The following is a 24552-nucleotide window of genomic DNA, read 5'->3' as shown; positions in this document are numbered from 1 at the left end:
GGCGGTGAGCAATGCCCGAGGACCCCATGGGACGGTTCATAGTGGGCGGCGGGGATGGGCGCCCGATCTCTGGCGTAGCGTCTTGCTGTGCTTGTGAGGAACTACGGCGGGCGCCGATGACCAGGATCATCGCGGGGGCCCACGGCGGCCGGCGGCTGCAGACTCTGTTCGGGGCGAACACCCGGCCCACATCGGACCGGGTCCGGGAGGCGTTCTTCAGCGCCCTGGACTCGATGACCGATCTGTCCGGTGCGCGGTTCGCTGACCTGTACGCCGGATCCGGCGCGGTCGGCCTGGAGGCGTTGTCCCGCGGGGCAGAACACACTCTTCTGGTCGAATCGGACGCCAAGGCGGCCCGGGTGATCCGGGAGAACATGGCGATGCTCAAAGTGGCCGGCTCGGCACGCCTGGTCACCTCGAAGGTGCTGCAGGTGCTCGCCGATCCGCCGGCCGGGGGACCGTACGACGTGGTCTTCGCCGATCCGCCCTACGCCCTGGGTAGCGACGAGGTCGACGCTGTGCAACAGGGACTGCTGGCCGGCGGCTGGTTGGCGCCGGACGCCGTGGTGGTCTTCGAGAGATCCCGCCGAACAGGACCGCTGACCTGGGTGGACGGGCTCGCCGAGGATCGCTCCCGGCGGTACGGGGACACTACTCTTTGGTACGGTCGCCGATCATGAGACGAGCGGTGTGTCCCGGCTCCTTCGACCCGGTCACGAACGGTCACCTCGACATCGTCGGGCGGGCCAGCCGGCTGTTCGACGAGGTGATCGTCGGGGTCCTGATCAACCAGTCGAAGTCCGGCCTGTTCGCGGTCGAGGAGCGGCTGGAGATGCTCAGCGAGGTGACCGCCCCGTACCAGAACGTCCGGGTGATGGCCTTCCACGGGCTGCTCGTCGACTTCTGCCGGGACCAGGGCGCCGCCGTCGTGGTCAAGGGCATCCGGGCGGTGAGCGACTTCGACTACGAGTTGCAGATGGCGCAGATGAACATCGGGCTCTCCGGTGTGGAGACGTTGTTCATGCCGACCAACCCGCTGTATTCGTTCCTGTCTTCCAGTCTGGTCAAAGACGTGGTCAAGTGGGGTGGCGACGCTTCGGCGTACCTTCCGGACCCGGTGCTGGCCCGGCTGGTGAGCCGGCTGAAGCAGAATTAGGAGCTACCGGCGCGCCGGGATCCGGCCGGACGGCGGCACAGTAACGTGATCGCACCACGCTGGGTGGCGGTTCAACGACGGGAGTGACACCGGTGGATCCGCTCGACCGTATCGACGAGCTCATCGAGCTCGTCCAGGACGCGCGCTCCGTGCCGATGTCGCGGACGAACTTCATGTTCGACCGCGGCGAGATGATCGAGCGGCTCGAGGAGCTCCGCGCCGAGCTGCCCTCCGAGTTGCGCAAGGCAGCCGCGGTCCTGGACGAGCGGGACCGGATCGTCGAGGCCGGTCGCCGGGAGGCCGACCGGATCGTCAGCGAGGGTGAGGCCGAACACGCCCGGCTGGTGTCGGTGAACGAGATCACCGTCTCGGCCGAGCACGAGGGCGCCCGGATCATCGCCGAGGCGCGCGGCGAGGCGCAGCGGCTCCGCGAGGAGGTCGACGACTACGTCGACACCGCCCTGGCCAACTTCGAGCAGTTCCTGACCCGGGCGCTGGCATCGATCGAGCGGGGCCGTGACAAGATGCACGCGCTCCGCGAGATCGGCACCTTCCAGGGTGAGGACGCGGAGCGACCCCTTCCGTTCTGACAGCCCGATTCGACGACGTCCCGCAAGCTCAGGTAATGTTTTCGGTCGGCCTACCCATGGCTGAGGATCACGATGCCCAAGTCACCGCAGAGTCACCTGGATCCCAGGCAACCGCTGGTCGTCGACACGACGAAGCTCCCGCGGCAGCCTGGTGCGACGCGTGCCCTGAAACGGATGGCGGAGGCGCCGGCGGACCTCGGCCTGGAGTTGATCTCGGTCCCTGAGGGTTCCGACCTCGAGCTCGATCTGACGCTCACGTCGGTCTCCGAGGGGGTCTATGTCAGCGGCACCGTGCGTGGCTCGCTCCAGGGCGAGTGCGGCCGGTGCCTCAACGAGATCAACGAGTCGTTCGAGGTGTCCCTCGGGGAGATGTTCGCCTACGAGGACAGCACCACGGAGGAGACCACCGACGAGGACGAGGTGGGCCGGATGCAGGGCGACCTGATCGACCTGGAGCCGGCGGTGCGGGACGCGGTGGTGCTGACCTTGCCACCCAACCCACTCTGCCGGCCGGACTGCCCAGGGCTGTGCCCCGACTGCGGGGTGCACTTCGACGATCTCCCGGCTGAGCACAGCCATGAGGAAGTCGACCCCCGCTGGGCCGCTTTGCGCAATCTACCGAAAAACGAGGAGTAGGAACCGTGGCCGTCCCCAAGCGCAAGATGTCGCGCAGCAACACCCGCTCGCGCCGGGCGAACTGGAAGGCGACCGCGGTCTCGACCGTGGCCTGCCCCCAGTGCAAGTCGCCGAAGCTGCCGCACGCCGCCTGCTCGGTCTGCGGCACCTACAACGGCCGTCAGGTCCTCGAGGTCTGACGTCGCCGAGTGACGCGCCCGATCACCGGGCGGGTCGTTCCCGGGCAGTGGCGTTCCACCGGTGCCCCGGCTCCCCGTAGGGAGCCGGGCACCGCGCGGATCGCCGTCGACCTCCTCGGCGGGGACCAGGCTCCCGCCGTCGTGGTTGACGGCGCTCTGCGTGCCATCGCGGACGATCCGTCCCTTCAGCTCACGCTCGTCGGCCCGGCTGATGCCGCCGACGCGGTGCTCGCTGCCGTTCATCCGGCGCAGCGCCATCGCCTCACCTCCGTGCTCGGCGGGACCGCCGCCGACGCCGTCGCCGCCGGCCGGGCCGACGCCCTGGTCTCCGCCGGTGACACCGCCGTGACGGTGCTCTCCGCCGCACGCGCCCTGGGCCGCTGGCCCGGCATCCGCCGCCCGCCGCTCGCCGCCGTGCTGCCCACCGCCGCCGGCCGTCTCGTCCTGCTCGACGTGGGTTCGACCGTCGACCCGGACGCGGAGACGCTCGCCACCCACGCCCGGCTCGGCGCCGCCTACGCCGCCGCGGTCCTCGGTCTCGACCAGCCCCGGGTCGGCCTGCTCACCATCGGCACCGAGCGCGGCAAGGGCGACCGCTTGCGCAAGGCGGCCGCGCGGCTCCTGGAAGACCTCCCGTTGAACTACGCCGGCCTGGTCGAGGGCGGCGACGTGGTGCTGGGCCGGGCCGCTGACGTTGTGGTCACCGACGGCTTCACCGGCAACGTCCTGCTGAAAGCCCTGGAAGCCGCGAACAACCCGAAAAAAGCGGACGAAACGCCTGCTGCGGTGCTCCTCGGCGTGCCCGGCATCGTGGTCGTCTGCCACGGCGCGGCCACCAGCGGCGACCTCGCCAGCGGCATCGCCTTCGCCGCCGATCTGCACCGCCGTCACCGAATTGATGTCGTACAACGAGGTATCGCATGAATGACAAGCGCCGCCGTCCCCCCACCCTCCCCCTGGAAGAGGCCTTCGGTGTCCCGTTCGAGGCAGACCTGCTGGAACGCGCGCTGACCCACCGCTCGTACGCGTACGAGAACGGCGGCCTGCCCACCAACGAGCGCCTGGAGTTCCTCGGCGACTCGGTTCTCGGCGTGGTGATCACCTCCGCCCTCTTCCACAACCACCCGGACCTGCCCGAGGGCCAGCTCGCCAAGCTCCGGGCCAGCGTGGTCAACATGCACGCGCTCGCCGACGTGGCCCGCGGCCTGGGCGACGGCGGCCTCGGCCCGCACCTGCTGCTGGGCAAGGGGGAGGAGACCACCGGCGGCCGGGACAAGGCCAGCATCCTGGCCGACACGCTGGAGGCGCTGCTCGGCGCGATCTACCTGGAGCACGGCCTGGAGACGGCCGGCGAGGTGATCCACCGGCTGTTCGACCCGCTGATGGCCGAGTCGGCCGGCCGGGGCGCCGCGCTGGACTGGAAGACCAGCCTGCAGGAGCTGACCGCTGCGCTCGGGCTCGGCGTGCCGGACTATGTGATCGAGGACTCCGGCCCGGACCACGCTAAGACGTTCACCGCCTGGGTGGTGGTGGCCGGCGTCCGCTACGGCGGCTCCGACGGCCGCAGCAAGAAGCAGGCCGAACAGCGTGCCGCCGCGGCTGCCTGGCGGACCCTGAGCGAGCGGAACGAGGCCGATGGCGACGACAAGCCCGAGTGAGGCGGCCCCGGAGGCGCCGGACGACGACACCGAGCGCCCGCCGACCCTCTGGGAGAAGGCCGGCGGCGGCACCGGGGTGGCCGTCGCGATCAGTCTGCTGGCGCTGACCAGGGTCACCCAGTTGCTGTTCATCTGGTGGCTGAGCGACGACGGCGTCTTCCAGCGGCTGCTGGTCTGGGACGGTGGCTGGTTCCAGCGGGTCGCGATGAACGGCTACCCGCACGGCTACACCTACGACGCCAACCACGTCCTGCAGGCCAACGAGCTGGCCTTCTTCCCGCTCTACCCGATGCTGATCCGCGGCGTCACGCTGCTCGGCGTCGGCTCCGGCAACGCCGCGCTCGGGGTGGCCTGGCTCTCCTCGATCGGCGCCGCGGTCGCCCTGCACCTGCTCGGGAGCAGCCTGTACGGCAAGCGGGCCGGCTGGGCGCTGGTGGCGATCTGCTGCTCCGCCCCGGTCTCCGTGGTGCTCTCCATGGCGTACTCGGAAAGCCTTTTCATCGCGATGGTCGCGGGCATGCTGGCCGCGGCGCACCGCAAGGCGTGGCTGCCGGCCGGTCTGCTCGGGCTCGGCGCCGCGCTGACCCGCCCGACCGGCGCGGCCGCCGCGATCGCGCTGGCCGTCGCCGCGGTGCTGGCGGTCCGCGAGATCCGCGCCACGAAGAGCGCAGAGAGCGTCTGGAGCCCGCTGGCCGCGGCGGCCGTCGCGCTGGCCGGCGTCCCGCTCTTCCTCGGCTGGGTCGGCTGGCGGGTCGGCGACTGGCCGGCCTGGTTCAGGATCCAGACCGCCGGCTGGGGCACCTCGTTCGACTACGGGCGCAGCACCGTCACCTTCCTCGACGACGCGCTCACCTCCGGCGACAACTGGGTGCAGGTCAGCGTCGCGCTGCTCCTGCTCGCCGGGCTGGCCGCCGCCGGGGTGGCACTGGCCGGGAAACCGTGGCTGCCGCTCGCCGTCTACGGGGTGATCGCCATGATCCTGGTCTACGGCCAGGCCGGCTTCTACCATTCCAAGCCACGGCTGCTGCTGCCCGTACTGGTGACGCTCCTGCCCGGCGTGCTCGCCGCCGCCCGCGCCCGCCCCCGGGTCGCGGCCCTGGCGATCGGCGCCTGGGCGCTCTTCGGTCTCTGGTACGGCGCCTACCTGATCACCGTCTGGCCCTACACGATGTGAGGACCCCCGTTGCCTGAACTTCCCGAGGTCGAGACCGTCCGGATGGGTCTGGCCAAGTGGGTGACCGGCCGCACGATCGCCGTCGCCGAGGTGCACCACCCGCGCGCGATCCGCCGGCACCTGCCCGGCGACGCGCACTTCAGCGCCATCCTCACCGGACGCACCATCCTGGACGTCGCCCGCCGCGGCAAGTATCTCTGGCTGCCGCTCGACTCCGGCGACGCGATCATCGCCCACCTGGGGATGAGCGGCCAGCTGCTGATGCAGCCGGTCGGCGCCGCGGACGAGAAACACCTGCGGGTCCGGTTCGGCTTCACCGACGGCGGCCCGGAGCTGCGCTTCGTCGACCAGCGGACCTTCGGCGGCCTGTCCGTCTCGGAGGGCGGTGCCGAGCTGCCCGACGAGATCTCGCACATCGCCCGCGACCCGATGGACCCGCTCTTCGACGACGACGCCTTCTCGGCCCGGCTGCGCGGCCGGCACACCGAGATCAAACGGGCGCTGCTCGACCAGAGCCTGATCTCCGGCGTCGGCAACATCTACGCCGACGAGGCCCTCTGGCGCGCCAAGCTGCACGGCGCCCGCCCCACCGACAAACTCACCCGCCCCGCCGTCGCCCGCCTGCTGGGCCACGTCCGCGACGTCCTCTCCGAAGCGATCGTCGCCGGCGGCACCAGCTTCGACGAGCTCTACGTCAACGTGAACGGCGAGAGCGGCTACTTCGACCGCTCCCTGAACGCCTACGGCCGGGAGGGCGAGCCGTGCCACCGCTGCGGCACCCCGATCCGCCGCGAAAGCTTCATGAACCGCTCCAGCTTCAGCTGCCCCCGCTGCCAGCCAAAACCCCGCTGACCCGGCCGAATCCGCCTCCGCCCGATCCCACCGTTCTGCGTCCGAGCCCTTGCCGCTCTTTGCCCAAACCTCTCAAGATCAACTTCGTCATATGCGCAGGTCCGCTGCGGTGCGGACCGCATGCTCCCGGCACCCCTCTGTCAAGGGGTTGGTGTGAGGGGTGTTTTAGGGTGGTGGTTGGCGGGTCCGGGTTGTGACTTTTCCGAAGTGTCGATCTTGGGGTTTGGGTCGGCCGCGCTGGAGTTCAGAGTCGCCCCCGTGTGTCCTCCCGGACCCGTCGCTGTCTGTTGTGCCGTGTGGTCGTCTTTGATCATTTGGCGGTAGACGGTGTCGGACAGGCGTCGTTTCAACGCTCGCATGGCTTCCATCGCGGTTTTGCCTTCGGCGCGTTTGCGCTGGTAGTAGGCGCGGCCGGGGGTGTCGAAGCGGAGCTGGGTGATGGCCATGATGTGCAGGACCCGGTTGATGCGCCGGTTCCCGGCCCGGTTGAGCCGGTGATGATGGTTGTCGCCGGAGGACACGTCGATGGGGGCGGTGCCGTTCCAGGTGGCGAAGTGCCCGCGGGTCGGGAAGCGGCTGATGTCGCCGATGTCGCCGAGCAGGCGGGCGGCGCCGGAGGGGCCGATGCCGTTGAGGCTGGTCAGCTGGGTGCCGGTGGCGGCCAGCACGGTCTTCAGCTGCCGGTTGGCTGCTTTGATCTTGGTGTCCAGGGTGGTGAGCTCGTCGGCCAGGTCGCCGGCCAGCTGATAGCGGGTGGCGGTGACGATGTCGCCGGCCGGGACGCTGACGCGTTCGAGCAGGGTGCGGGCCTGGTCGGTGGTCAGGTTCTTCTTCGCGCCGCCGGGGATCAGTTCGAGCAGTAGCTGGTGCAGCCGGTTGATGGTCTCGGTGCGGGCGACACCGAGCTGGTCGCGGCGGTCGGCCAGCAGCCGCAGCGCGACGGTGGCGCCGTCGGCGTGAACGCGGCGCAGGCCCGGGGTGCGCAGGGCGGTCACCGCGATGTGGTGCGCGTCGTGACCGTCGGTTTTACGGCCGTGCCCGGTGTCAAAGTTGCGGGCTTTCGCGGCGAGTTTCGCCGGGACGTCCAGCACGGTTTCGCCGTCGGCGACCAGCCGCTGGGCCAGGTGCCGGCCGATGCCGTTACAGCCCTCGACCGCCCACACCCGGCCGGCGTGACGGCGGCCGGCGGCGAGCATCTGCTGGTAGCCACCGGTGTCGGTGCCGTACCTGCCACGGGCCAGCACCTGTTCACGCTCGTTGATGATCTCGATCGTCGCGGACCGCTTGTGCGGATCGACTCCAATGATCAGCTGACCCATGTACCCGTTGACCTTCCCGTCGTCGCGGCAGAACCACACCGGCGGGAGGGCAACGCTACTTACAGCTGGGCAAACCCCTCTTCAGCCACTCCGCGCCACGGTGACCGGCAGGGTCCAAGCCGGGAGAGAGCCACACCCCGCCATCTGAGTGGGCAGCGCGGGCCTGAGCACCCTACCGATCACCTCGACCAAGCCTGGCCGGGCCGCGGTCGTACACCAAATTCTCTTTAAGTAGCGCGGGCCGGGGCCGGCGATCTGGCCGCTGGCGCGTCCAAACCAATCGCCGCCCCCTCCAAGGTCCGCCGCTGGTCACCAAACCCAACCCCGAACCCCAACCCCGCCCCCCGCGACGCCCGCCCGCTCCGGCCCGCAGCGCACCCCCGGACCGGCTGGGCGTGAGGGGTGTCTCGGGCAGGCCGAGGCACCCGTGGGAGCCAGCCGACGACCGTGAGTTGCGCTGCTCGCGGTCGCGGTGCGGGTTGCGGTTCGGGCTGGGCGTGACGGGTGTCTCGGGCAGGCCGATACACCCGTGGGAGCCAGCCGACGGCCGTGAGTTGCGCGGTCCCGGGACGAGTTGCGGTTCCGGCTGGGCGTGACGGGTGTCTCGGGCAGGGCGAGACACCCGTGGGCGCCAGCCGGCTACCGCTGGGCAGGAGTGCCGCCAGCACTTGGCACACGCGGGGTGGGGCTGGGGCGGGCGGTGGGGACCGGGGCGTACCGGGAAGGGTTAATCGGCGCTGTGGGCGCCGCCGCCGGGGGCGCCGGCCGGAGCCAGGTCCGGGCCGGCGTCGGTGGCCAGGCCGAAGCCGGCGCCGCGGCGGCCCATCAGGCGGCGGGCGGCGGTGAGCAGCGCGGCCGGTACGCCGTGCACGATGTGCCCGTCACCCGGCCGGGTGCCGTCGCCGTCCCACGTCTGGTAGGCCGACCACGGTCCCTCGAACGTGCAGATCCGCACCCCGAGATCGCGGTAGAGCGGATGGGTCGGCACCCCCGGGTTCAGCACCACCCGGTGCAGGCCGCGGCGGGCGGCGAGCCGGACGGTCAACGCGACCGGGCCGACCCCGCCGGACCCGGCCGGCGCCCGGTCCAGGAACAACCCTTCCACCCCGTCGGCGCGCCAGGCGTCCACGTCGGTCAGCACGTCGGCCAGCGACCGGCTGCCCCAGTCCAGGTCGATCCGGCCGAGCGACTGGTGCAGGGTACGGCGGTCGCCGGGGTGCTCGCGGACGATCCAGGTGTCGGCGTCCAGCTCCAGCTCCGGGCCGGGGTGGGCGTACGCGGGAAACAGGGTCTTCACGAGGTCCTCCGAAGATCGGCGGCGGTCAGGGCGACGATGAGCAGGCCGGCCACGTGCGTCGCGGCGAGCACGGCCACGGCGACCGGCAGCGGCCCGCCCGCGGACGGGGGAAGCAGCGGCAGGGCCAGGGTGGCCAGCGGGGGAGCCGCGGCCAGGGTGGTGGCGAACCCGATCCGGGCCCGCGCGGCCAGCAGGAAGGTGATCGCGAACACCCCGCCGAGCAGGGTCCCGGCGGCCAGCGCGAGCACCGCGCCGTGCAGGCCGGCCGCCCCACCGGGCAGCCGGTACGCGGCCAGCGCCAGCGCCCCACCGGCGGCCAGCGGCGGCACCAGCCCGGCCAGCGTGATCACCGTGACGTTCCGGATGTGCCGGTCCAGGTCGGCGGCGCTCTCCGCGGAGTCCAGCCCGGCGTCGATCCGGTCGGTGTGCCAGCCGATCAGCGCTTCCAGCATCGGCACCGCGAGCAGCAGCGGCAGCGCGGCCGGCGCCGGGGTGACCGCCGGCCCGGCCTGCCAGAGCAGCGCCACGCAGCTCGCCTGGGAGGCGCCAACGACCAGGTAGGCCAGCCCGCGCCGGCGTTCCACCGAGGTGAGCCGGGGGATCCGGCATTCCCGGCCGAGCAGCACCGCCGGCCGGAACGCCCGGACCAGCACCGCCACGATCGCGGCCGGCAGCAGCGTCTCCACCGGGACGTAGCCGGCCCAGCCGACCCCGCCGGCCGCGGCCAGCGCCAGGCCGGCCAGCAGCCAGCAGGGCAGGTACCAGCGGATCACCGCGGTCTCCGACCGGGTCACCAGCGCCGCGGTCACGGTGGCCAGGGTGGCCAGTCCGCCCGCCCCGACCGACGCGGCGAGCAGCCGGTCCGGTCCGAGCAGCCCGCCCGGCGCGATCCAGACCAGCGCGCACCACACCCCGGTCACCGCCGCGAACCCGGCGCCGACCAGCCGGACCGCCGCCTCCGCCCCGGCCCGCCGGGCCACCGTGACGCCGACGCTGGTCAGCGCCTGCGCCGCGGCCCAGCCGAGCAGCAGCGTGGCGGCCGGCACCGGCCAGGCGACCCGGCCCAGCGCGCCGACTCCGGCGACCGCCACGCTGAGCGGCCCCAGGTAGAGCAGGCAGCGCAGCAGCACCGGCCAGAGGAAGAACGGCCGCTTCGGCACGTCCTGGTCCCCGGCCGTGGTCAGGGTGCCGCTGAGGGTGCCCCGCCAGCGGCTCCGGGCCCGCCGCCCGGTGCGGATCTCGGTCTCCCGCTCACCTTCGGCGAACGCCCGCCAGGCGGCGTCGGCAGCCGCGGCCTTGGCCAGCCGCTCCGGGCTCAGCTCCGCCGAGTCCTCCGCCCCGAACCCCGGATCCGCGTCCGGAGAGCCCTCCGTGTCCCAGCCCGCATCCGCGTCCCAGCCCGCGTCCGCGTCCCAGCCCGCGTCCGCGTCCCAGCCCGCGTCCGCGTCCCAGCCCGCGTCCGCGTCCCAGCTCGCATCCGCGTCCCAGCTCGCGCCCGATTCCGCGGTCGCGCCCGGTCCCCAGCTCGCTTCCGGCGCCCAGTCCGGGTCCTCCCTCGGACCGCTGGCGAGGTCCCAGTCCGTGTCCGCTCCCGGTGCGTCGGCCAGATCCCAATCCGCGTCCGCTGCCGGGGCGTCGACCGATTCCCAACTCGCGTCGGCTGCCGGTGCGTCGGCCAGCTCCCAGTCCGCGTCCGCCCCGTGCGGGTCCGTGATCCATTCCGGGCCGGCTGCGGCCGGCTCTGCGGTCTCCGGCCGAGCCAGGTCCGCGACGAGCCACTGACGGTCCAGATCACGCACATCCTCCGCGGCGACCCGCTCTCGCTCGAGCCCGCGCAGGTCTTCCGCGGCGTTCTGCTCGCGGTTCAGACCAGGCATGTCCTGCGGGGCGATCCGCTCGCGGTTGCGGCCGCGCGGGCCCTCCGCGGCCGGCCGCGACGGCGTGCCGGTCATCCCCGCGGAGTTCAGATCAGCGTCGGCCTGCCGGGACCGTCTCCGGTTCACCACCCGGCCGGCCCGTCCCGGCGCACCGGGGAAGGACCGTGCGAGACCGTTGTCCGCCCGCGGCTGCGCCGCCTTCCGATCCAGTTCGGCCCAGGCCCGCCGCCGAGGTTCCGGTTCGCTCAGCTCCGGCTCCGCCAGTTTCCGGTACGCCGAAGCCCCCTCCACCGCCCTGTCCCAGACCGGCTCCGCGAAGTCGTGCTCCGACCCCCGGAGCGCCCCCGCCGTCTCCGGAAGCGGCTCGTCACCGTCGTCATCCCGAGCGTCGAGCCGCAGCATCCCCGCGGCCGCCGTGTCCCGGAGCGGATCCTCCGAGCCGAGTCCGATGACCGCCGTGTCCCGGAGCGGATCGCCGGAGTCCAGTCCGATGACCGCCGTGTCCCGGAGCGGATCGCCGGAGTCCAGTCCGATGACCGCCGTGTCCCGGAGGGGATCGCCGGAGTCGAGTCCGATGACCGCCGCGTCCCGGATCGAGTCCCCGGAGCGGTGCCCCACGGCCGTCGCCGTGTCGAGGTCCGGACTTCCGGAGTCGAACCCCGCCGCGACGTCCCGGAGCAGGTCCGCGGAGTGATGCCGCAAGGCTTCGGCCGGCCCTGCGTCCGGCTCCGGCGTGCCGGTTCCTTCGTCGAGTTCGGTCGCCAGGGTCCGGGCCAGCCCGGCGAAGAGCAGCGTCTCCGCCGCACCGTCGATCGGCGAGCGCGGCTCCTGAGCGTGCTGCGCCGGCGTACCGAACAGGAAGTTCTCGGTCAACGGGGTGACTTCCCGCCGAACCGGCGCCGGCGGTCGCGGCGCCACCTCGGTCGCCTGCTCCGCGGCGTCGAGGTAGCGCCCCGCCGCCGCCTCCCACTCCACCGGTCGCGTGAAGAGGATCGTCTCCGCGGCGGGCACCAGATCGGCCGGCCGCTCGAAGACCACCGTCTCGGTGACCGAAGCCGGACCGCTCAGCCCCAGGGACAGCCCCGTCTCCGCCGCACCACCCGGCTCGGCGAGCGGACCACCCCCCGGAAGATCGGCGCCGGCCAGCTCAGCCTCAGTCAACGAGATCCGCGGGAAGAGGTGCGTCTCAGCAGCCGAGGGCGGCGTCACGGATGGAGCCGCGTGTGCCGGCCCGCTGAGCGATGGAGCCGCGTGTGCCGGCCCGCTGAGCGATGGAGCCGCGTGCGCCGCCCCACTGTCCGAAGGAGCCGCGTGCGCCGCCCCACCGTCCGCCGATGCCGCCCCGGGCGGATCCCCGTCGAAGTCCGGCTTCACGAACAGCAGCGTCTCCGCCACCGCCGTCTCCCGCTCGGACTCCGACATCACCTCGTAGAGCCGAGCCCCCAGCCCTTCACCGCCCGGCGACGGCCGTCGCCGCGGACCCTCCTCGAACCCGGGCCCGCCGTTCGCCGCGTGCCGCGGCTCGCCGGGCGCCTGAGGCCGGCGGCGCCGGTTGCGGGACGCCGTCCGGGAGCTCCCGGAGTTACCCCGTGGGGGAGTGATCGTCATTTCAGTCCTCCCTGGTCAGCCAGCGCAGCGTGGCCGGTGTCGGAGTCCGCGGCGCCGGCACGGCGAGCGCCAGTTCGAAGGCCGGCGCCGGCGGCGGCGCGGCCAGATCGGTGTAGAGGGCGCCGTACACCCGCACCACCCGGTCGACGGTGAAGTGGTTGAGCGCGCGCTGCCGGGCCGCGTCGCCCAGGGCCCGCCGGCGCTGGGTGTCCCGGAGCAGGCCGACGATCGCGATGGCCAGCTCGGACGGGTCGTCGGCGGGCACCACCACGCCGGTGTCGCCGAGCGTCTCACCGGCCGGCCCGATGTCCACGGCGACCACCGGCCGGCCCGACATCATCGCCTCGACCAGCCGGTACGGCGGATCGGCCGGCCCCGGCACGTGCGCCACCACCTGCCCGACGGTGAACCGCTCGCGCGGGTCGGCGGGCAGCGGGTGCAGCCGGACCGCGCGGCCCAGCCCGGTCTGTTCGATCTGGTCGGCGCAGTGTTCCTCGTGCGTGGCGGTGACCCCGACCAGGTGCAGCACCGCCCCCGGCAGCGCCGCCGCGACCTCGGTGAACGCGTCCAGCACCAAAGTCAGCCCGCTGTCCGGCCCGCCGCTGCCGGCCCACACCACGGTCGGCGGCGCGTCCAGTTCGGCGGCGCCCGGGTACTCCTTGGGGTCCACCCCGGCCGGCACCTGCACCAGGCGGGTCGGTTGCGCCCCGTGGTCGAGCGCCCAGCCGTGGTGGTAGGCGCTCAGCGGCGCGATCAGCTCCGCCTCGGCGTACCCGGTCCGGGCCACCGCACCCCGGAACCGCCGCAGGATCAGGCGGACCGCGGGCGACAGCCGTTCCTCGTGCGGCCGCTGCCGGGTGACCGGTGTGCGCGCCTCGGTGAGCAGCAGCGGGGTGCCGCTGCGCCACCGTCCGGCGAGCGCGGCCAGCAGCGGCGTGGTGCCGCCCACGCAGTGCACCAGGTCGGCTTCCGGGACCGGCACGGCGAGGGCACGCATGGCGTGCCGCAGGAGGGTGGCCGCGGTCCGCGCGTCGCGCACGCTGAGCTTGGGGAGCGGCGGATTCTCCGGTACGCCGTCGGCCCGCCCCCGCCAGGCGTCGAGCAGCTTGTCGGCGAGCGGCAGCCGGGTCAGCGGGCTGGGCCGGTTCCCGGCCAGCTCGGCGATCCGCCGCAGCCCGCCGGCGAACTCGTCGGTGGCGGTCTCGTCGAGCATGCCGCGGCAGAACCGGGCGACCGCCTCGGCGGCGTCCTCGGGCAGCTGGGCCCGGCGACGTTCGGAGCGGGCCGGTTCCCGGCCGAGCGCGACGGCGCGCGCCGAGCCGACATTGAACGGGAGCGGGTAAGCGGGCGCGGACGGCAGTTCCCGGTCCGTGACGGTGAGCAGCTCGAAGCGGAACCGGTGCAAGCCCTCGACGAGCGTCCGGCACCAACCTCCGAGGGCGTCCCGGCGGTACGGGTACCCGCCGCCGGTGAGCAGACAGATGCGCTCACGCGACGGGGTCGGATTCACGCTGGAGGCAACGACGGAAGCACCCCGGCCCAGCGGGGCATGTCAGCTAGGCGACAGAAATACGCGTACTTTGCCCCTATTTGTCGCCCGTGTTTGCCCGAATTTGCCCGAAAGGCCACGGTGTTCGGACCGCCCTCGGCGGGTTTGCCGGAACGCGGTCGCGGGCATTGCCAACTGTCCTTCACCGCGCGGGTCCACGATCTTGTTGATCAAATCAGTGGCCTTCGGGAGGTGTCCGTGCGTAGGGTGTTGATCGAACTTCGTCGAGTGAAATGATCCACCGGTCTCCCGCGAGATCGAGATTCCGCCGGGAACGCGCATAATCGCTGTTCACGAACCCCTGGTGGCGTGATTCACTGACGTCGGCCGTGCCGCTGCGTGCGCTCGGCTTGACGGAGCATGGGTATCGGCGGACTATGGAGATGTCGCCAGTCGCGCCCACTCATGCCCCGGCTCCCTTCGTGGCTTGAGCATCTGCACCTAAGAGAGTTCCGTTGCTGCAGGGCGGATCTCTGTGCTCTCGCGTGCCCGTGAGTGCTGTGGTGTGTCAGTTCGCGCGCTGAGCGCAGGTTTTGGCCGGCCGTTTCCGGCGAAGCAACCACATACGAGACGCACCGCGTCACAAGGAGTCACGATGGCGAAGGCCCTCTACGGCCACGTAGGTGCGGCGCCCGATCGGCGCCTGCTCGACGAGGTCACCCGACTGCGTTCCCGGGTGCAGAGCTTGGAGTTCGAGGTCACCCGCCTCCGGGCGGAGAATGATCGTCTGGCGGCGGCAGCCGCGGAGGCAGACGACATTCTGCGTCTGAGCGAGCCCGCTCTGACCTGAGCTCCACCGACCGCCGGGACGTCGCTGCGGGGTGGCTGACCGGCGTTCATCCCCCCTCGCACCACAAAACGCACCAAAGAAAAGCGCGCCTCCACATCCGTGGCGGCGCGCAGTTTTTTGTCCAGCTCCGGCACACCTGCCGGGTTTACCGCCCGGAACAGCGGGAATGCGCCGGGCGCGACGGACGTGGCCCGAACGGCGGGCGACAGTGGCAGAGTGCGGATCCCTCTGGCGACGGATCCCCGGCCACCGCGACCGGCGCGGGGGACAAGACGGATATTCCGGGTGAGGGGACGGCCTGGGCGCGGCGTAACGCCGCCGCACCTGACCCTTGCGGGTAGCCTGCCACCCAGCAGAGCACCCGCCGACCCGACCTTGCGGAGATCCGTGCACCTCAAGAGCCTGACGGTCAAGGGCTTCAAGTCCTTCGCCTCCGCCACCACGTTGCGGCTGGAACCGGGCATCACCTGTGTGGTGGGGCCGAACGGGTCCGGCAAGTCGAACGTCGTCGACGCCATCGCCTGGGTGCTCGGTGAGCAGGGCGCGAAGGCGCTGCGCGGCGGCAAGATGGAGGACGTCATCTTCGCCGGCACGGCCGGGCGGGCGCCGCTGGGCCGGGCCGAGGTCACGCTGACCATCGACAACAACGACGGCGCCCTGCCGATCGACTACACCGAGGTCTCGATCACCCGCCGGATGTTCCGGGACGGCGCCAGCGAGTACGAGATCAACGGCAACTCCTGCCGCCTGCTGGACATCCAGGAGCTGCTCAGCGACTCCGGCATCGGCCGGGAGATGCACATCATCGTCGGCCAGGGCCGGCTGGACGCGATGCTGCACGCCAAGCCGGAGGACCGCCGCTCCTTCATCGAGGAGGCGGCCGGGGTCCTCAAGCACCGCAAGCGCAAAGAGAAGGCGATCCGCAAGCTCGACGCGATGCAGGTCAACCTGAACCGGTTGAACGACCTGACCGCCGAGCTGCGCCGCCAGCTCAAGCCGCTGGGCCGGCAGGCCGAGGTGGCCCGGCGGGCCGCCGGCATCCAGGCCGACCTGCGCGACGCCCGGCTCCGGCTGCTCGCCGACGACCTGTTCACGCTGCGCACCACGCTGGACAAGGAGATCGCCGACGAGTCGGCGATGCGGCAGCGGCGCGGCGAGGTCGAGGAGGAGAACCGCGAGGTCCAGCGGATGCTCGCCGACCTGGAGTTCGCGCACGCCGAGGACGCGCCGCTGCTGCAGGCCGCCCAGGACACCTGGTACAAGCTGTCCGCCCTGCAGGAGCGGTTCCGGTCCACCGAGCAGCTGGCCACCGAGCGGCTGCGGCACCTGGCCGCCACCCCGGACGACGAGCGCCCGGGCCGCGACCCGGAGATGCTCGAGGCCGAGGCCGAGCGGGTCCGGGAGCAGGAGGAGGAGCTGCGCGAGGCGCTCACCGAGGACCAGATGCGGCTGGCCGAGGCGGTCGAGCACCGCCAGGACCAGGAGCGCCAGCTGGCCGCCGCGGAGGGCGAGCTGCGCGCGGCCGCGAAGGCGATCGCCGACCGTCGCGAGGGGCTGGCCAAGCTGGTCGGCAACGTGAACGCGGCCCGCGCCCGGACCAGCAGCGCCGCCGAGGAGATCGAGCGCCTGGCCGCCGCGCACGAGGACGCGCTGATGCGGGCCGAGGCGGCGCAGGCCGAGGTGGACCTGGTCTCCGCCGAGTCCTCGGACGCCGACCGGGACAACGCCGAGCTGGACGCCCGGCACGACGAGGCGGTCGCCGCGCACGACCGGGCCGCCGCCGTGGTGCGCGAGCTGTCCGACGCGGAGCGGGCCGCCGAGAAGGACGCGGCCAGCCTCAAGGCCCGCGAGGAGGCGCTCGCGCTCGGCCTGCAGCGCAAGGACGGGGCGGGCGCGCTGCTGGCCAAGACCGGCCAGGTGCCCGGCCTGCTGGGCAGCCTGGCGTCGATGCTGACGGTCCGCCCCGGTCACGAGGCGGCGCTCTCCGCGGCGCTGGGCACGCTCGCCGACTCGGTGGCGCTGACCGGCCTGGACGAGGCGGTGGAGGCGGTCCGTACCCTCAAGATCGCCGACGCGGGCCGGGCCTCGCTGGTGATCGCGGCCCCGGCCGGGCCGGGCATGCGGGGGTCGCTGGACGCGTTGCGGCCGAGCCTGCCGGAGGGCGCGGTCTGGGCGCCCGACGTGATCGACTGCCCGGAGCAGATCCGCCCGGCGCTCAACCGGGCGCTGCGCGACGTGGCGCTGGTCGCCGACCTGGCCGCGGCCGCCGCCCTGGTCGCCACGAACGCCGAGCTGCGCGCGGTGACGCCGGAGGGCGACGTCCTCGGGACGTTCGCGGCGGCCGGTGGCTCGGCGAAGGCGACCAGCTACATCGAGGTGCAGGCGGCGGTCGACGAGGCGAAGGCCGGCCGGGCCGCCGCCGAGGAGCGGATCGCCGAGCTCAAGGAGCAGCTCGGCGAGGCCCGCGCCCGGGTCGCCGAGCTCAAGCAGGCGGTGCAGGTCGCGGCCCAGGCGAAACGGGCCGCCGAGGGGGAGCGCAACGCGGCCGCCCGGCGGCTGGCCGAGCTGGGCGCGGCGGCCCGCTCGGCGAAAGCGGAGAGCGAGCGGCTCGGCGCCTCCCGGCAGAAGGCCGAGGCGGCCCGCGAGGCCGACCTGATCCGGGTGGCCGAGCTGGAGGAGCGGCTGCGGCTGGCCGAGGACACCCCGATCGACGAGGAGCCGTCGACCGAGGAGCGCGACCGGCTGGCCGCGCTGGTCCCGCAGGCCCGGCAGAACGAGATGGAGGTGCGGCTGGCGGTGCGCACCGCGGAGGAGCGGGTCTCCTCCATCGCCGGCCGGGCCGACTCACTGCTGCGCCAGGCCAACCAGGAGCGGCAGGCCCGGGAACGGGCCGCGGCCCGCCGGGCGGCCCGGGCCCGGGGCGCCGAGATCGCCCGCGCGGTCGCGGCCGGCGCGAGCACCGCGCTGGCCCGGGTGCAGGTCTCGGTGGCCGCGGCCGCCGAGGAGCGGGACCGGATCGCGCAGGAGCGGACCAGCCGGGAGGCCGAGCTCCAGGAGGTGCGGGCCACCGCGAAGCGCCTGGTCACCGAGCTGGAGCGGCTGACCAGCGAGGTGCACCGGGACGAGATGGCCCGGGCCGAGCAGCGGATGCGCATCGAGCAGCTGGAGGCCAAGGCCGCCGAGGACTTCTCCCTCGACGTGGAGACCCTGATCACCGAGTACGGCCCGGAGCAGCTCGTCCCGCCGACCCAGGCCGAGGTGGCGGCCGCCGAGAAGGACGGCAAGCCGGTCCCCGACCCGGTCCCCTTCCACCGGGCCACCCAGGAGAAACGGGCCAACAAGGCGGAGCGCGACCTGACCATGCTCGGCAAGGTCAACCCGCTGGCGCTGGAGGAGTTCGCCGCGCTGGAGGAGCGCTACAAGTTCCTCTCCGACCAGCTGGAGGACCTCAAGGCCACCCGCAAGGACCTGCTCACCGTGGTCAAGGACGTGGACGACCGGATCCTCGAGGTGTTCACCTCGGCGTTCGAGGACACCGCCCGCGAGTTCCAGCAGGTCTTCCAGGTGCTCTTCCCGGGCGGTGAGGGCCGGCTGGTGCTGACCGACCCGGAGGACATGCTGACCACCGGCGTCGAGGTGGAGGCCCGCCCGCCGGGCAAGAAGATCAAGCGGCTGTCGCTGCTCTCCGGTGGTGAGCGCTCGCTGACCGCGGTGGCCATGCTGTGTGCCATCTTCCGGGCCCGCCCCTCGCCCTTCTACATCATGGACGAGGTCGAGGCGGCCCTCGACGACGTCAACCTGGGCCGGTTGATTACGCTCTTCCAGCAACTTCGGGAGAAGAGCCAGCTGCTGATCATCACGCACCAGAAGCGGACCATGGAGGTCGCGGACGCCCTCTACGGCGTGACCATGCGGGCCGGCGTCACGCAGGTGATCTCCCAGCGACTCAACCGCGACACGGAGGACTAGACACAGATGCGCGACCGCGCCCGGGCCCTGTTGATCGACCTGGACGGCGTGCTGCGCCGCTTCGACCCGGCCCCGATGATCGCCGTCGAGGTGAAGTACGGGCTGAAGCCGGCCGCCCTGCTGGAGACCGCGATGTCGTGGGACCTCTACCGGCCCGCGATGGCCGGCGAGATCACCGACGACGAGTGGATGAAGCTGGTCGCCGACCGGCTGCCGCTGGACGAGGCGGAGGCGGCCGCGGCGGTGGCCGAGTGGCAGCCGGGCCGGCTCGGCGAGGTGGACCCGGAGGCGCTGGAGTTCGTCCGGGGTGTGCGCGCGGCCGGCCGCAAGGTCGGGCTGGCCACCAACGCCACCGACCGGCTCCGCGCCGACCTGGACGCGCTCGGCCTGACCGGCGAGGTGGACTTCATCCTCAGCTCCTGGGAGATGAAGGTGCACAAGCCCGCCCCGGAGTACTTCCAGCAGGCCTGCGAGGCGGTCGGCGAGCTGCCCAAGCACGTCCTGTTCGTGGACGACGACGACCGGGTGATCCGCGGAGCGCGCGCGGCGGGTCTCTCCGGTTACCGCTGGACCGGGCCGGACCACGTGCCGTACCTGCGGAAGGTTCTCGATCTCCCGGATTGATGCCGCATCGACGGTCCTGGAGCCGGTGGGCCGGTGCTCCGGTCCACGATGGGAGCACGTCAGCCGGAAGGAACCGTCATGTCTGCTGTGGCCAGGATCGGCCTGCTCGCCCTCACTCTGAGCCTCGCGGCCTGTTCGTCCGGATCGCCGGATCCGTCAGCTCAGAAGACGACGAGCAGCGCACCGGTCAGCAGCGCACCGGTCAGCAGCGCACCGGTCAGCAGCCCCGCGGAAAAGACCAGCAGTGCTCCGGTGAAGAGCAGCGCGCCGGCCGGGATCGCCCCGGTCGGCCCGGGCGCCGCGATCAAGCCGGACCGGCAGCTGGTCTTCGCCACCGTCCCGTCCGGCGGCCGCCGGATGCTGACCGTCGGCGCGGACGGCGTCGTCAAGCTGACCGATCACCGCGACGACCGGGCGCTGTTCGTGCTGACCCCGATCAAGCCGGGCAGCTCGCGGTATCTGATGCAGACCGCCAAGCTGACCGAGGGCGGCGAGCCCTGGTGCCTGGCGGTGCATTCGCCGGGCGGCAGCAAGTCGCTGGAGCTCAAGATCGCGGCATGTGACGCGAGCAAGCCGGACCAGATCTTCACCTACGCCAAGGCGCCGGACGGCAAGGGCCGGATGATCGAGGTGAACGGCCTCTACGTCTACGCCGAGGGCGACGACGACAAGGTGATCGTCCAGGAGAGTGGTGAGGGGGACGCGATCACCCCCTTCACCGTCCGGGACGAGGGCAAGTCCACCCTGCCCCACCTGGGCGACTAGTCGCCGGTGACGCCGTCGATCCGCTCGCGGAGCAGGTCGGCGTGGCCGTTGTGCCGGGCGTACTCCTCGATCATGTGGGTGTAGACCCAGCGCAGGCTGATCGGGCCGCGCCGGCCGGGGAACTCGTGCTCCAGCGGCAGCCCGGCCACCGCCTCGTCGGCCAGCCGGACCTCCTCGGCGAAGGTGGCGAAGTCGGCCGCGGCGTCGGCGGTGGCCACGTCGTCGAAGTCGCCGTTGTCGTTGCCCTCCGGGCAGTAGAGGTCGCCCACCGTGGTGTCCTGCGTCGCCTTGATGCGGAACCACCACCGCTCCACCTCGGCCATGTGCCGGACCAGGCCGAGCAGGGTCAGCGTGGACGGCTCGGCGCTGGCCGTCTTGAGCTGCTCGGCGGTCAGGCCGGCACACTTGAGCAGCAGGGTCTGCCGGTGATAGTCGAGCCAGCCCTGCAGCATGGGGCGCTCGGCGCCGGTCTGCGGTTCGGGTACGCGATGCGCCTCGGGCGCGGTCCAGATAGTCATCGGGGCCATCCTGGCGCAGCCGCGCACCGGTCGCCACGCATTTCACGGGGCGTAGGTCGTCGCCACCACCTCGTGCAGCCGCCCGTCCTTGGTGGTGCCCTCGATCCGGGCGTACGCGGTCGACCCGTCCAGGGTCAGCGTGCCGATCGCGTTGCCGAAGTACGGCCCGGACAGCCGCTTCCAGCGGATCAGCGGTTTCCCCACGCCGGCCGACTTGGCCAGGCCCCGGGCCAGCCGGGCGACCGGCGGCAACCAGGAGACCCGCATCAGCGGCCGCAGCGGCAGCGGCACCTCGTTGTGGATCGGCGAGCAGGTCAGTTGCATCACCGGGGTGGCCACCGGGTGCCCGAAGTCGGCGCGGGCGACGTACGAGTGGTGCACGTCCCCGGAGAGCACGCTGATCGAGTGCGGCGCGGCGTAGGCCCCGCCCGCCCCGACCCGGTGGCCGGGCGCGCCCACCCCGCCCTCGCCGAGCCGCCGGAACAGCTCGCCCAGCGCGGTGAACGACTTGCCGAACGCGGCCCAGTGCTCCAGGTCGAAGGCGCGCCGCACCTTCTCCGCGAAGCCCGCCCACCGGGTCCGGCGGGACTCGGTGGCCGCCTCGTTCCACGCCTCCAGGTGGTGGATGGCCGGCGGCATCAGCCACGGCAGCGACGAGCCGACGACCAGGTGGTCGTACTCCCCGTGGGCCTGGTCGAGGAACCAGTCCCACTCGGCGGCCGGCAGCATCGCCCGGGCCCCCGGGGTGAGCACCCGGTTGCACCGGTTGTCCAGCACCACCAGGCGGGTCCGGCCCAGGTCCAGGGCGAAACTCCACTGGTACGGCACGTCGGTGTTCTCCGCCGAGCCCGGGTCGTCGACCCGCAGGCCGAACTCGCGGAGCAGGTCGGTGGCGTCCCCGGCGGCCGACACCTTCTGGAAGAGCGGGTCGGCGTCCAGCTCGTCCGGGCTGAGGTTGCCCAGGTGCTGGTAGACCCAGTACGACCCGAGCCCGCCGGAGATCCGGTCCCGCCACCAGGGCTGCCGGGCCATGTCGGCGCGCCAGGACGCCGAGGTGTTCCAGTCGTCGATCAGCTCGTGGTCGTCGAAGATCATCACGCTCGGCACGGTGGCGAACAGCCAGCGCACCTCCGGGTCCCGCCACGACTCCAGGTAGAGCTTGGTGTACTCCTCGAAGGTCACCACCTGGTCGGCCGGCCCGTCGTGCCCGGCCGCCCGGCGCCGGCGCAGGAACCGGCGCACCTTGTGCGACGTCTCGTCCGCGTAGACCTGGTCGCCGAGCAGGACCAGCAGGTCCGGGCGGTGCTCCGGGTCGGCCATCAGCCGCCGGGCGTACGCGTCCAGCGCGTCCGGCGGCAGCTGCCGGCCGGTGGCCTGCGGGGTGGCCTGCCGGCAGGAGCCGAACAGCAGCGAGACCGGCTGCGCCGCGTCGTCGGCGGCCCGGGTGCGGATCACCGACGGCGGGTAGGGCGAACCGGCCGCCGGCCACACCTGCTGCTCGTCCAGCAGCACCCGGTACGAGTGGGCGGCGCCCGGCGCCAGGCCGCTGACCACCACGAGGGCGTAGTGGTGGCCGTACGCGGAGAAGGTCGGAGCGGACCCGGCGGCCCCGCTGCCCGCCTCGACCCGGACGTGCGCGGGCTCGCTGGTCTCCACCCAGATGGTGGCGCGGTCACCGACAACCCGGCGGAGCACCGGTCCGATGAGAAGTTGCGCGGTCACTGCACGGCCACCGGCCTTCCAAGCTGGTTCACGAGGGTGCCCACATCCTTCCCAATCAGTGCCCGGAATCGCCAGTACGTGGCCCACGCCACGGCCGCACGACTCATCTGTCAGGATTTCGGCATGGAATACGTGGTCGCCGCAGTGATCCTGCTCGTCGTCCTGGTCGTGGGCGCGGTCGGGCTGGTGGTGCCGAAGGTGCGCCGCAAGCAGCTCCCGCCGCCGGCCCCCACGCTGCCCGCGGACGAGGAGCTGCCGCCGCTGATCGAGAGGCCGGAGGCGCCGCAGGCCCCGGTCGCTGTCGAGGAGCCGCCGGCGCCGGTCGTCGTCGAGGAGCCGGCGGCCCCGGCGATCGAGAAGCCCGAGCCGACCGCCGGCCGGCTGGTCCGGCTCCGGGCCCGGCTGGCCCGCTCGCAGACCGCGCTGGGCCGGGGCCTGCTCAGCGTCCTCTCCCGGGACCACCTGGAGGACGACGACTGGGAGGAGATCGAGGACAGCCTGATCACCGCGGACGTCGGCGTCGAGGCCACCCAGGTGATCGTCGAGCGGCTCAAGGAGCGGGTCCGGATCCTCGGCACCCGGACCGTGGCCGAGGTGCGCGAGCAGCTCGCCGAGGAGCTGGTCGCGGCGCTCGAGCCGGACCTGGACCGGACGCTGAGGACCGCCGCGCACGACGGGCGCCCGGCGGTCCTGATGGTGGTCGGCGTCAACGGCGCCGGCAAGACCACCACCTGCGGCAAGATCGGGCGGGTGCTGATCGCGGACGGCCGGACCGTGCTGTTCGGCGCGGCCGACACGTTCCGGGCGGCGGCCGCCGAGCAGCTGGCCACCTGGGGTGAGCGGGTCGGCGCCGAGACGGTCCGCGGGCCGGAGGGCGGCGACCCGGCGAGCGTGGCCTTCGACGCGGTCAAGCGCGGCATCGACATCGGCGTGGACACCGTCGTGGTGGACACCGCCGGCCGGCTGCAGAACAAGGTCGGCCTGATGGACGAGCTGGGCAAGGTCAAGCGGGTGGTGGAGAAGCACGGCCCGGTCGACGAGACGCTGCTGGTGCTGGACGCCACCACCGGACAGAACGGACTCGAGCAGGCCCGGGTGTTCACCGAGGTGGTGGATGTCACGGGTGTGGTGCTCACCAAGCTGGACGGCACCGCGAAGGGCGGGATCGTCATCGCGGTGCAGCGCAAGCTGGGGATTCCGGTCAAGCTGGTGGGCCTCGGCGAGGGCCCGGACGACCTGGCGCCGTTCGAGCCGGCCGCCTTCGTCGAAGCCCTCCTGGGGGAGACCGCGTAGGCTCGTTTCCAACGAATTTCACGGGTTTACTGCGGGGCTGGCACAGGTTCGCGGATATGTCAGGGAGGCTGTGGGTGACGCAGGAGCCGCTGCGCGAGATACCGCTGCACGGTGGCAACGTCAGCACGGTGTCCCGGATCGGCGACACGGTCCGGCGTAATGCCGGCCCGTGGACGCCGGCCGTCCACGCGCTGCTCAACCATCTGGAGCGGGTCGGGTTCACCGGCTCGCCCAGCGCGCTGGGCATGGACGAGAAAGGCCGCGAGGTGCTCACCTACCTCGACGGCGAGTGTGGTGAGTACCCGCTGGCCCCGCACTGGGTGACCGAGGAGGCGCTGGTCACCGTGGCCACCATGCTGCGGATGTTCCACGACGCGCAATACGGCTTCGTGCCGCCGCCCGGCGCGGTCTGGCGCTCGTTCGGCCCGCCGCCGCCGGACACCGAGGTGATCTGCCACCACGACGCCGCCCCGCACAACGTGGTCTGGCGGCCGGACGGCACCCTCGCCCTGATCGACTTCGACCTGGCCTCGCCCGGCTCGCGGATCTACGACGTGGCCTACGCCGCGTGGACCTGGGTGCCGCTGTTCAGCGACCGCGACTCCTACACCCTGGGCTGGAAACGGCCGAATCGGCCGCGGCGGCTGCGGCTGTTCGCCGACGCCTACGGGCTGATCCCGCGGGACCGGCACCGCCTGGTGCGCACCATCCGCAAGCGGATCGTCGACCACGTGGAGGGGATCCGGCGGATGGCGGCGGCCGGCGACCCGGCCTTCGTCCGGATCGTGCACAAGGGCCATCTACGCCGGCCGATGCGTGACCTGCGGCTGCTCGACTACGAGCGGCACACCTTGGAGTACGCCCTCCGGTGACGTACCGACTGTGAGAGTTTCTTCACACGTCGGAAACAACCCGTGACGCGCCGGAAATCGCGCGTAGACCGTGGCCGAAACAGCCAGCCGGAACGCTCTGCGTC

Annotated in this window: 21 protein-coding genes; 15 read left to right on the top strand and 6 right to left on the bottom strand. The window is 72.6% G+C overall.

Features of this window, described 5'->3' with window-relative positions; all coding sequences use genetic code 11:
* Window positions 1-116: 116 nt before the first annotated feature.
* From rsmD to mutM, 9 genes are all read left to right on the top strand, one after another.
* Window positions 117-680 carry a 16S rRNA (guanine(966)-N(2))-methyltransferase RsmD gene (gene rsmD / locus BJY16_RS02510; RefSeq protein WP_185037511.1) on the top strand — a complete coding sequence of 188 codons (564 nt, stop codon included), beginning with the start codon at window positions 117-119 and terminating at the stop codon, window positions 678-680.
* On the top strand, window positions 677-1156 hold the full coding sequence (gene coaD, locus BJY16_RS02505) for a pantetheine-phosphate adenylyltransferase (protein ID WP_185037510.1): 480 nt from the start codon (window positions 677-679) through the stop codon (window positions 1154-1156). Before rsmD ends, coaD begins: the two co-directional genes overlap by 4 nt.
* A 92-nt stretch (window positions 1157-1248) precedes the next feature.
* Entirely contained in the window at window positions 1249-1746 is a 498-nt protein-coding gene (locus tag BJY16_RS02500) for an SPFH domain-containing protein (RefSeq protein WP_185037509.1), read from the top strand.
* Between the two features lie 72 nt (window positions 1747-1818).
* Complete coding sequence (locus BJY16_RS02495) at window positions 1819-2382, top strand: YceD family protein (RefSeq protein ID WP_185037508.1); 564 nt, start codon at window positions 1819-1821, stop codon at window positions 2380-2382.
* A gap of 5 nt (window positions 2383-2387) precedes the next feature.
* Complete coding sequence (gene rpmF, locus BJY16_RS02490; RefSeq protein WP_067685631.1) at window positions 2388-2561, top strand: 50S ribosomal protein L32; 174 nt, start codon at window positions 2388-2390, stop codon at window positions 2559-2561.
* A gap of 21 nt (window positions 2562-2582) precedes the next feature.
* A complete protein-coding gene (locus tag BJY16_RS02485; RefSeq protein WP_239178012.1) occupies window positions 2583-3485 on the top strand; it encodes a phosphate acyltransferase in 903 nt (300 codons plus the stop codon).
* Window positions 3482-4219: a ribonuclease III gene (rnc, locus tag BJY16_RS02480; RefSeq protein ID WP_185037506.1), complete on the top strand. Its 738-nt coding sequence runs from the start codon at window positions 3482-3484 to the stop codon at window positions 4217-4219. Before BJY16_RS02485 ends, rnc begins: the two co-directional genes overlap by 4 nt.
* Complete coding sequence (locus tag BJY16_RS02475) at window positions 4197-5393, top strand: putative hexosyltransferase (protein WP_185037505.1); 1197 nt, start codon at window positions 4197-4199, stop codon at window positions 5391-5393. The genes rnc and BJY16_RS02475 overlap by 23 nt, the downstream gene beginning before the upstream one ends.
* A gap of 9 nt (window positions 5394-5402) precedes the next feature.
* Window positions 5403-6245, top strand: a complete 843-nt coding sequence (mutM, locus tag BJY16_RS02470; RefSeq protein WP_185037504.1) for a bifunctional DNA-formamidopyrimidine glycosylase/DNA-(apurinic or apyrimidinic site) lyase — start codon at window positions 5403-5405, stop codon at window positions 6243-6245.
* Window positions 6246-6385: 140 nt separating this feature from the next.
* Here the strand turns inward: mutM and BJY16_RS02465 are convergent, their stop codons facing one another.
* From BJY16_RS02465 to BJY16_RS02450, 4 genes are all read right to left on the bottom strand, one after another.
* Window positions 6386-7603: an IS110 family RNA-guided transposase gene (locus tag BJY16_RS02465; protein WP_311775285.1), complete on the bottom strand. Its 1218-nt coding sequence runs from the start codon at window positions 7601-7603 to the stop codon at window positions 6386-6388.
* 688 nt (window positions 7604-8291) lie between these two features.
* Window positions 8292-8861, bottom strand: a complete 570-nt coding sequence (locus BJY16_RS02460; protein WP_185037503.1) for a spherulation-specific family 4 protein — start codon at window positions 8859-8861, stop codon at window positions 8292-8294.
* The gene (locus tag BJY16_RS02455; RefSeq protein ID WP_185037502.1) at window positions 8858-11899 is read right to left on the bottom strand and encodes a hypothetical protein; all 3042 of its coding nucleotides are present in this window, start codon (window positions 11897-11899) and stop codon (window positions 8858-8860) included. The genes BJY16_RS02460 and BJY16_RS02455 overlap by 4 nt, the downstream gene beginning before the upstream one ends.
* Before the next feature lie 448 nt (window positions 11900-12347).
* On the bottom strand, window positions 12348-13856 hold the full coding sequence (locus BJY16_RS02450) for a DUF3492 domain-containing protein (RefSeq protein ID WP_185037501.1): 1509 nt from the start codon (window positions 13854-13856) through the stop codon (window positions 12348-12350).
* A 634-nt stretch (window positions 13857-14490) separates the two neighbouring features.
* Between BJY16_RS02450 and BJY16_RS02445 the strand changes: the two genes are divergently transcribed.
* The 4 genes from BJY16_RS02445 (at window position 14491) to BJY16_RS02430 (ending at window position 20043) form a co-directional block, all read left to right on the top strand.
* Window positions 14491-14685 (top strand): hypothetical protein, encoded by a 195-nt coding sequence (locus BJY16_RS02445; protein ID WP_185037500.1) that lies wholly within the window; start codon window positions 14491-14493, stop codon window positions 14683-14685.
* Window positions 14686-15072: 387 nt separating this feature from the next.
* On the top strand, window positions 15073-18654 hold the full coding sequence (gene smc / locus BJY16_RS02440; RefSeq protein ID WP_185037499.1) for a chromosome segregation protein SMC: 3582 nt from the start codon (window positions 15073-15075) through the stop codon (window positions 18652-18654).
* A 6-nt stretch (window positions 18655-18660) separates the two neighbouring features.
* On the top strand, window positions 18661-19278 hold the full coding sequence (locus BJY16_RS02435; RefSeq protein WP_185037498.1) for an HAD family hydrolase: 618 nt from the start codon (window positions 18661-18663) through the stop codon (window positions 19276-19278).
* 78 nt (window positions 19279-19356) lie between these two features.
* Window positions 19357-20043 (top strand): hypothetical protein, encoded by a 687-nt coding sequence (locus BJY16_RS02430; RefSeq protein WP_185037497.1) that lies wholly within the window; start codon window positions 19357-19359, stop codon window positions 20041-20043.
* Here BJY16_RS02430 and BJY16_RS02425 read toward each other — a convergent pair.
* Complete coding sequence (locus BJY16_RS02425; protein WP_185037496.1) at window positions 20040-20561, bottom strand: DinB family protein; 522 nt, start codon at window positions 20559-20561, stop codon at window positions 20040-20042. The genes BJY16_RS02430 and BJY16_RS02425 overlap by 4 nt on opposite strands.
* 42 nt (window positions 20562-20603) lie before the next feature.
* Window positions 20604-22283 carry an alkaline phosphatase D family protein gene (locus BJY16_RS02420; RefSeq protein ID WP_185037495.1) on the bottom strand — a complete coding sequence of 560 codons (1680 nt, stop codon included), beginning with the start codon at window positions 22281-22283 and terminating at the stop codon, window positions 20604-20606.
* 123 nt (window positions 22284-22406) lie between these two features.
* Here BJY16_RS02420 and ftsY point away from each other — a divergent pair, with 123 nt between their 5' ends.
* Both ftsY and BJY16_RS02410 read left to right on the top strand, forming a co-directional pair.
* A complete protein-coding gene (ftsY, locus tag BJY16_RS02415) occupies window positions 22407-23576 on the top strand; it encodes a signal recognition particle-docking protein FtsY (RefSeq protein WP_185037494.1) in 1170 nt (389 codons plus the stop codon).
* Between the two features lie 56 nt (window positions 23577-23632).
* Complete coding sequence (locus BJY16_RS02410; protein ID WP_221501865.1) at window positions 23633-24448, top strand: aminoglycoside phosphotransferase family protein; 816 nt, start codon at window positions 23633-23635, stop codon at window positions 24446-24448.
* Window positions 24449-24552 lie beyond the last annotated feature (104 nt).

It is taken from the genome of Actinoplanes octamycinicus (assembly GCF_014205225.1).
In the GTDB taxonomy this organism is placed as follows: Bacteria; Actinomycetota; Actinomycetes; order Mycobacteriales; family Micromonosporaceae; genus Actinoplanes; species Actinoplanes octamycinicus.
This window is presented reverse-complemented; position numbering and strand designations above follow the sequence as displayed.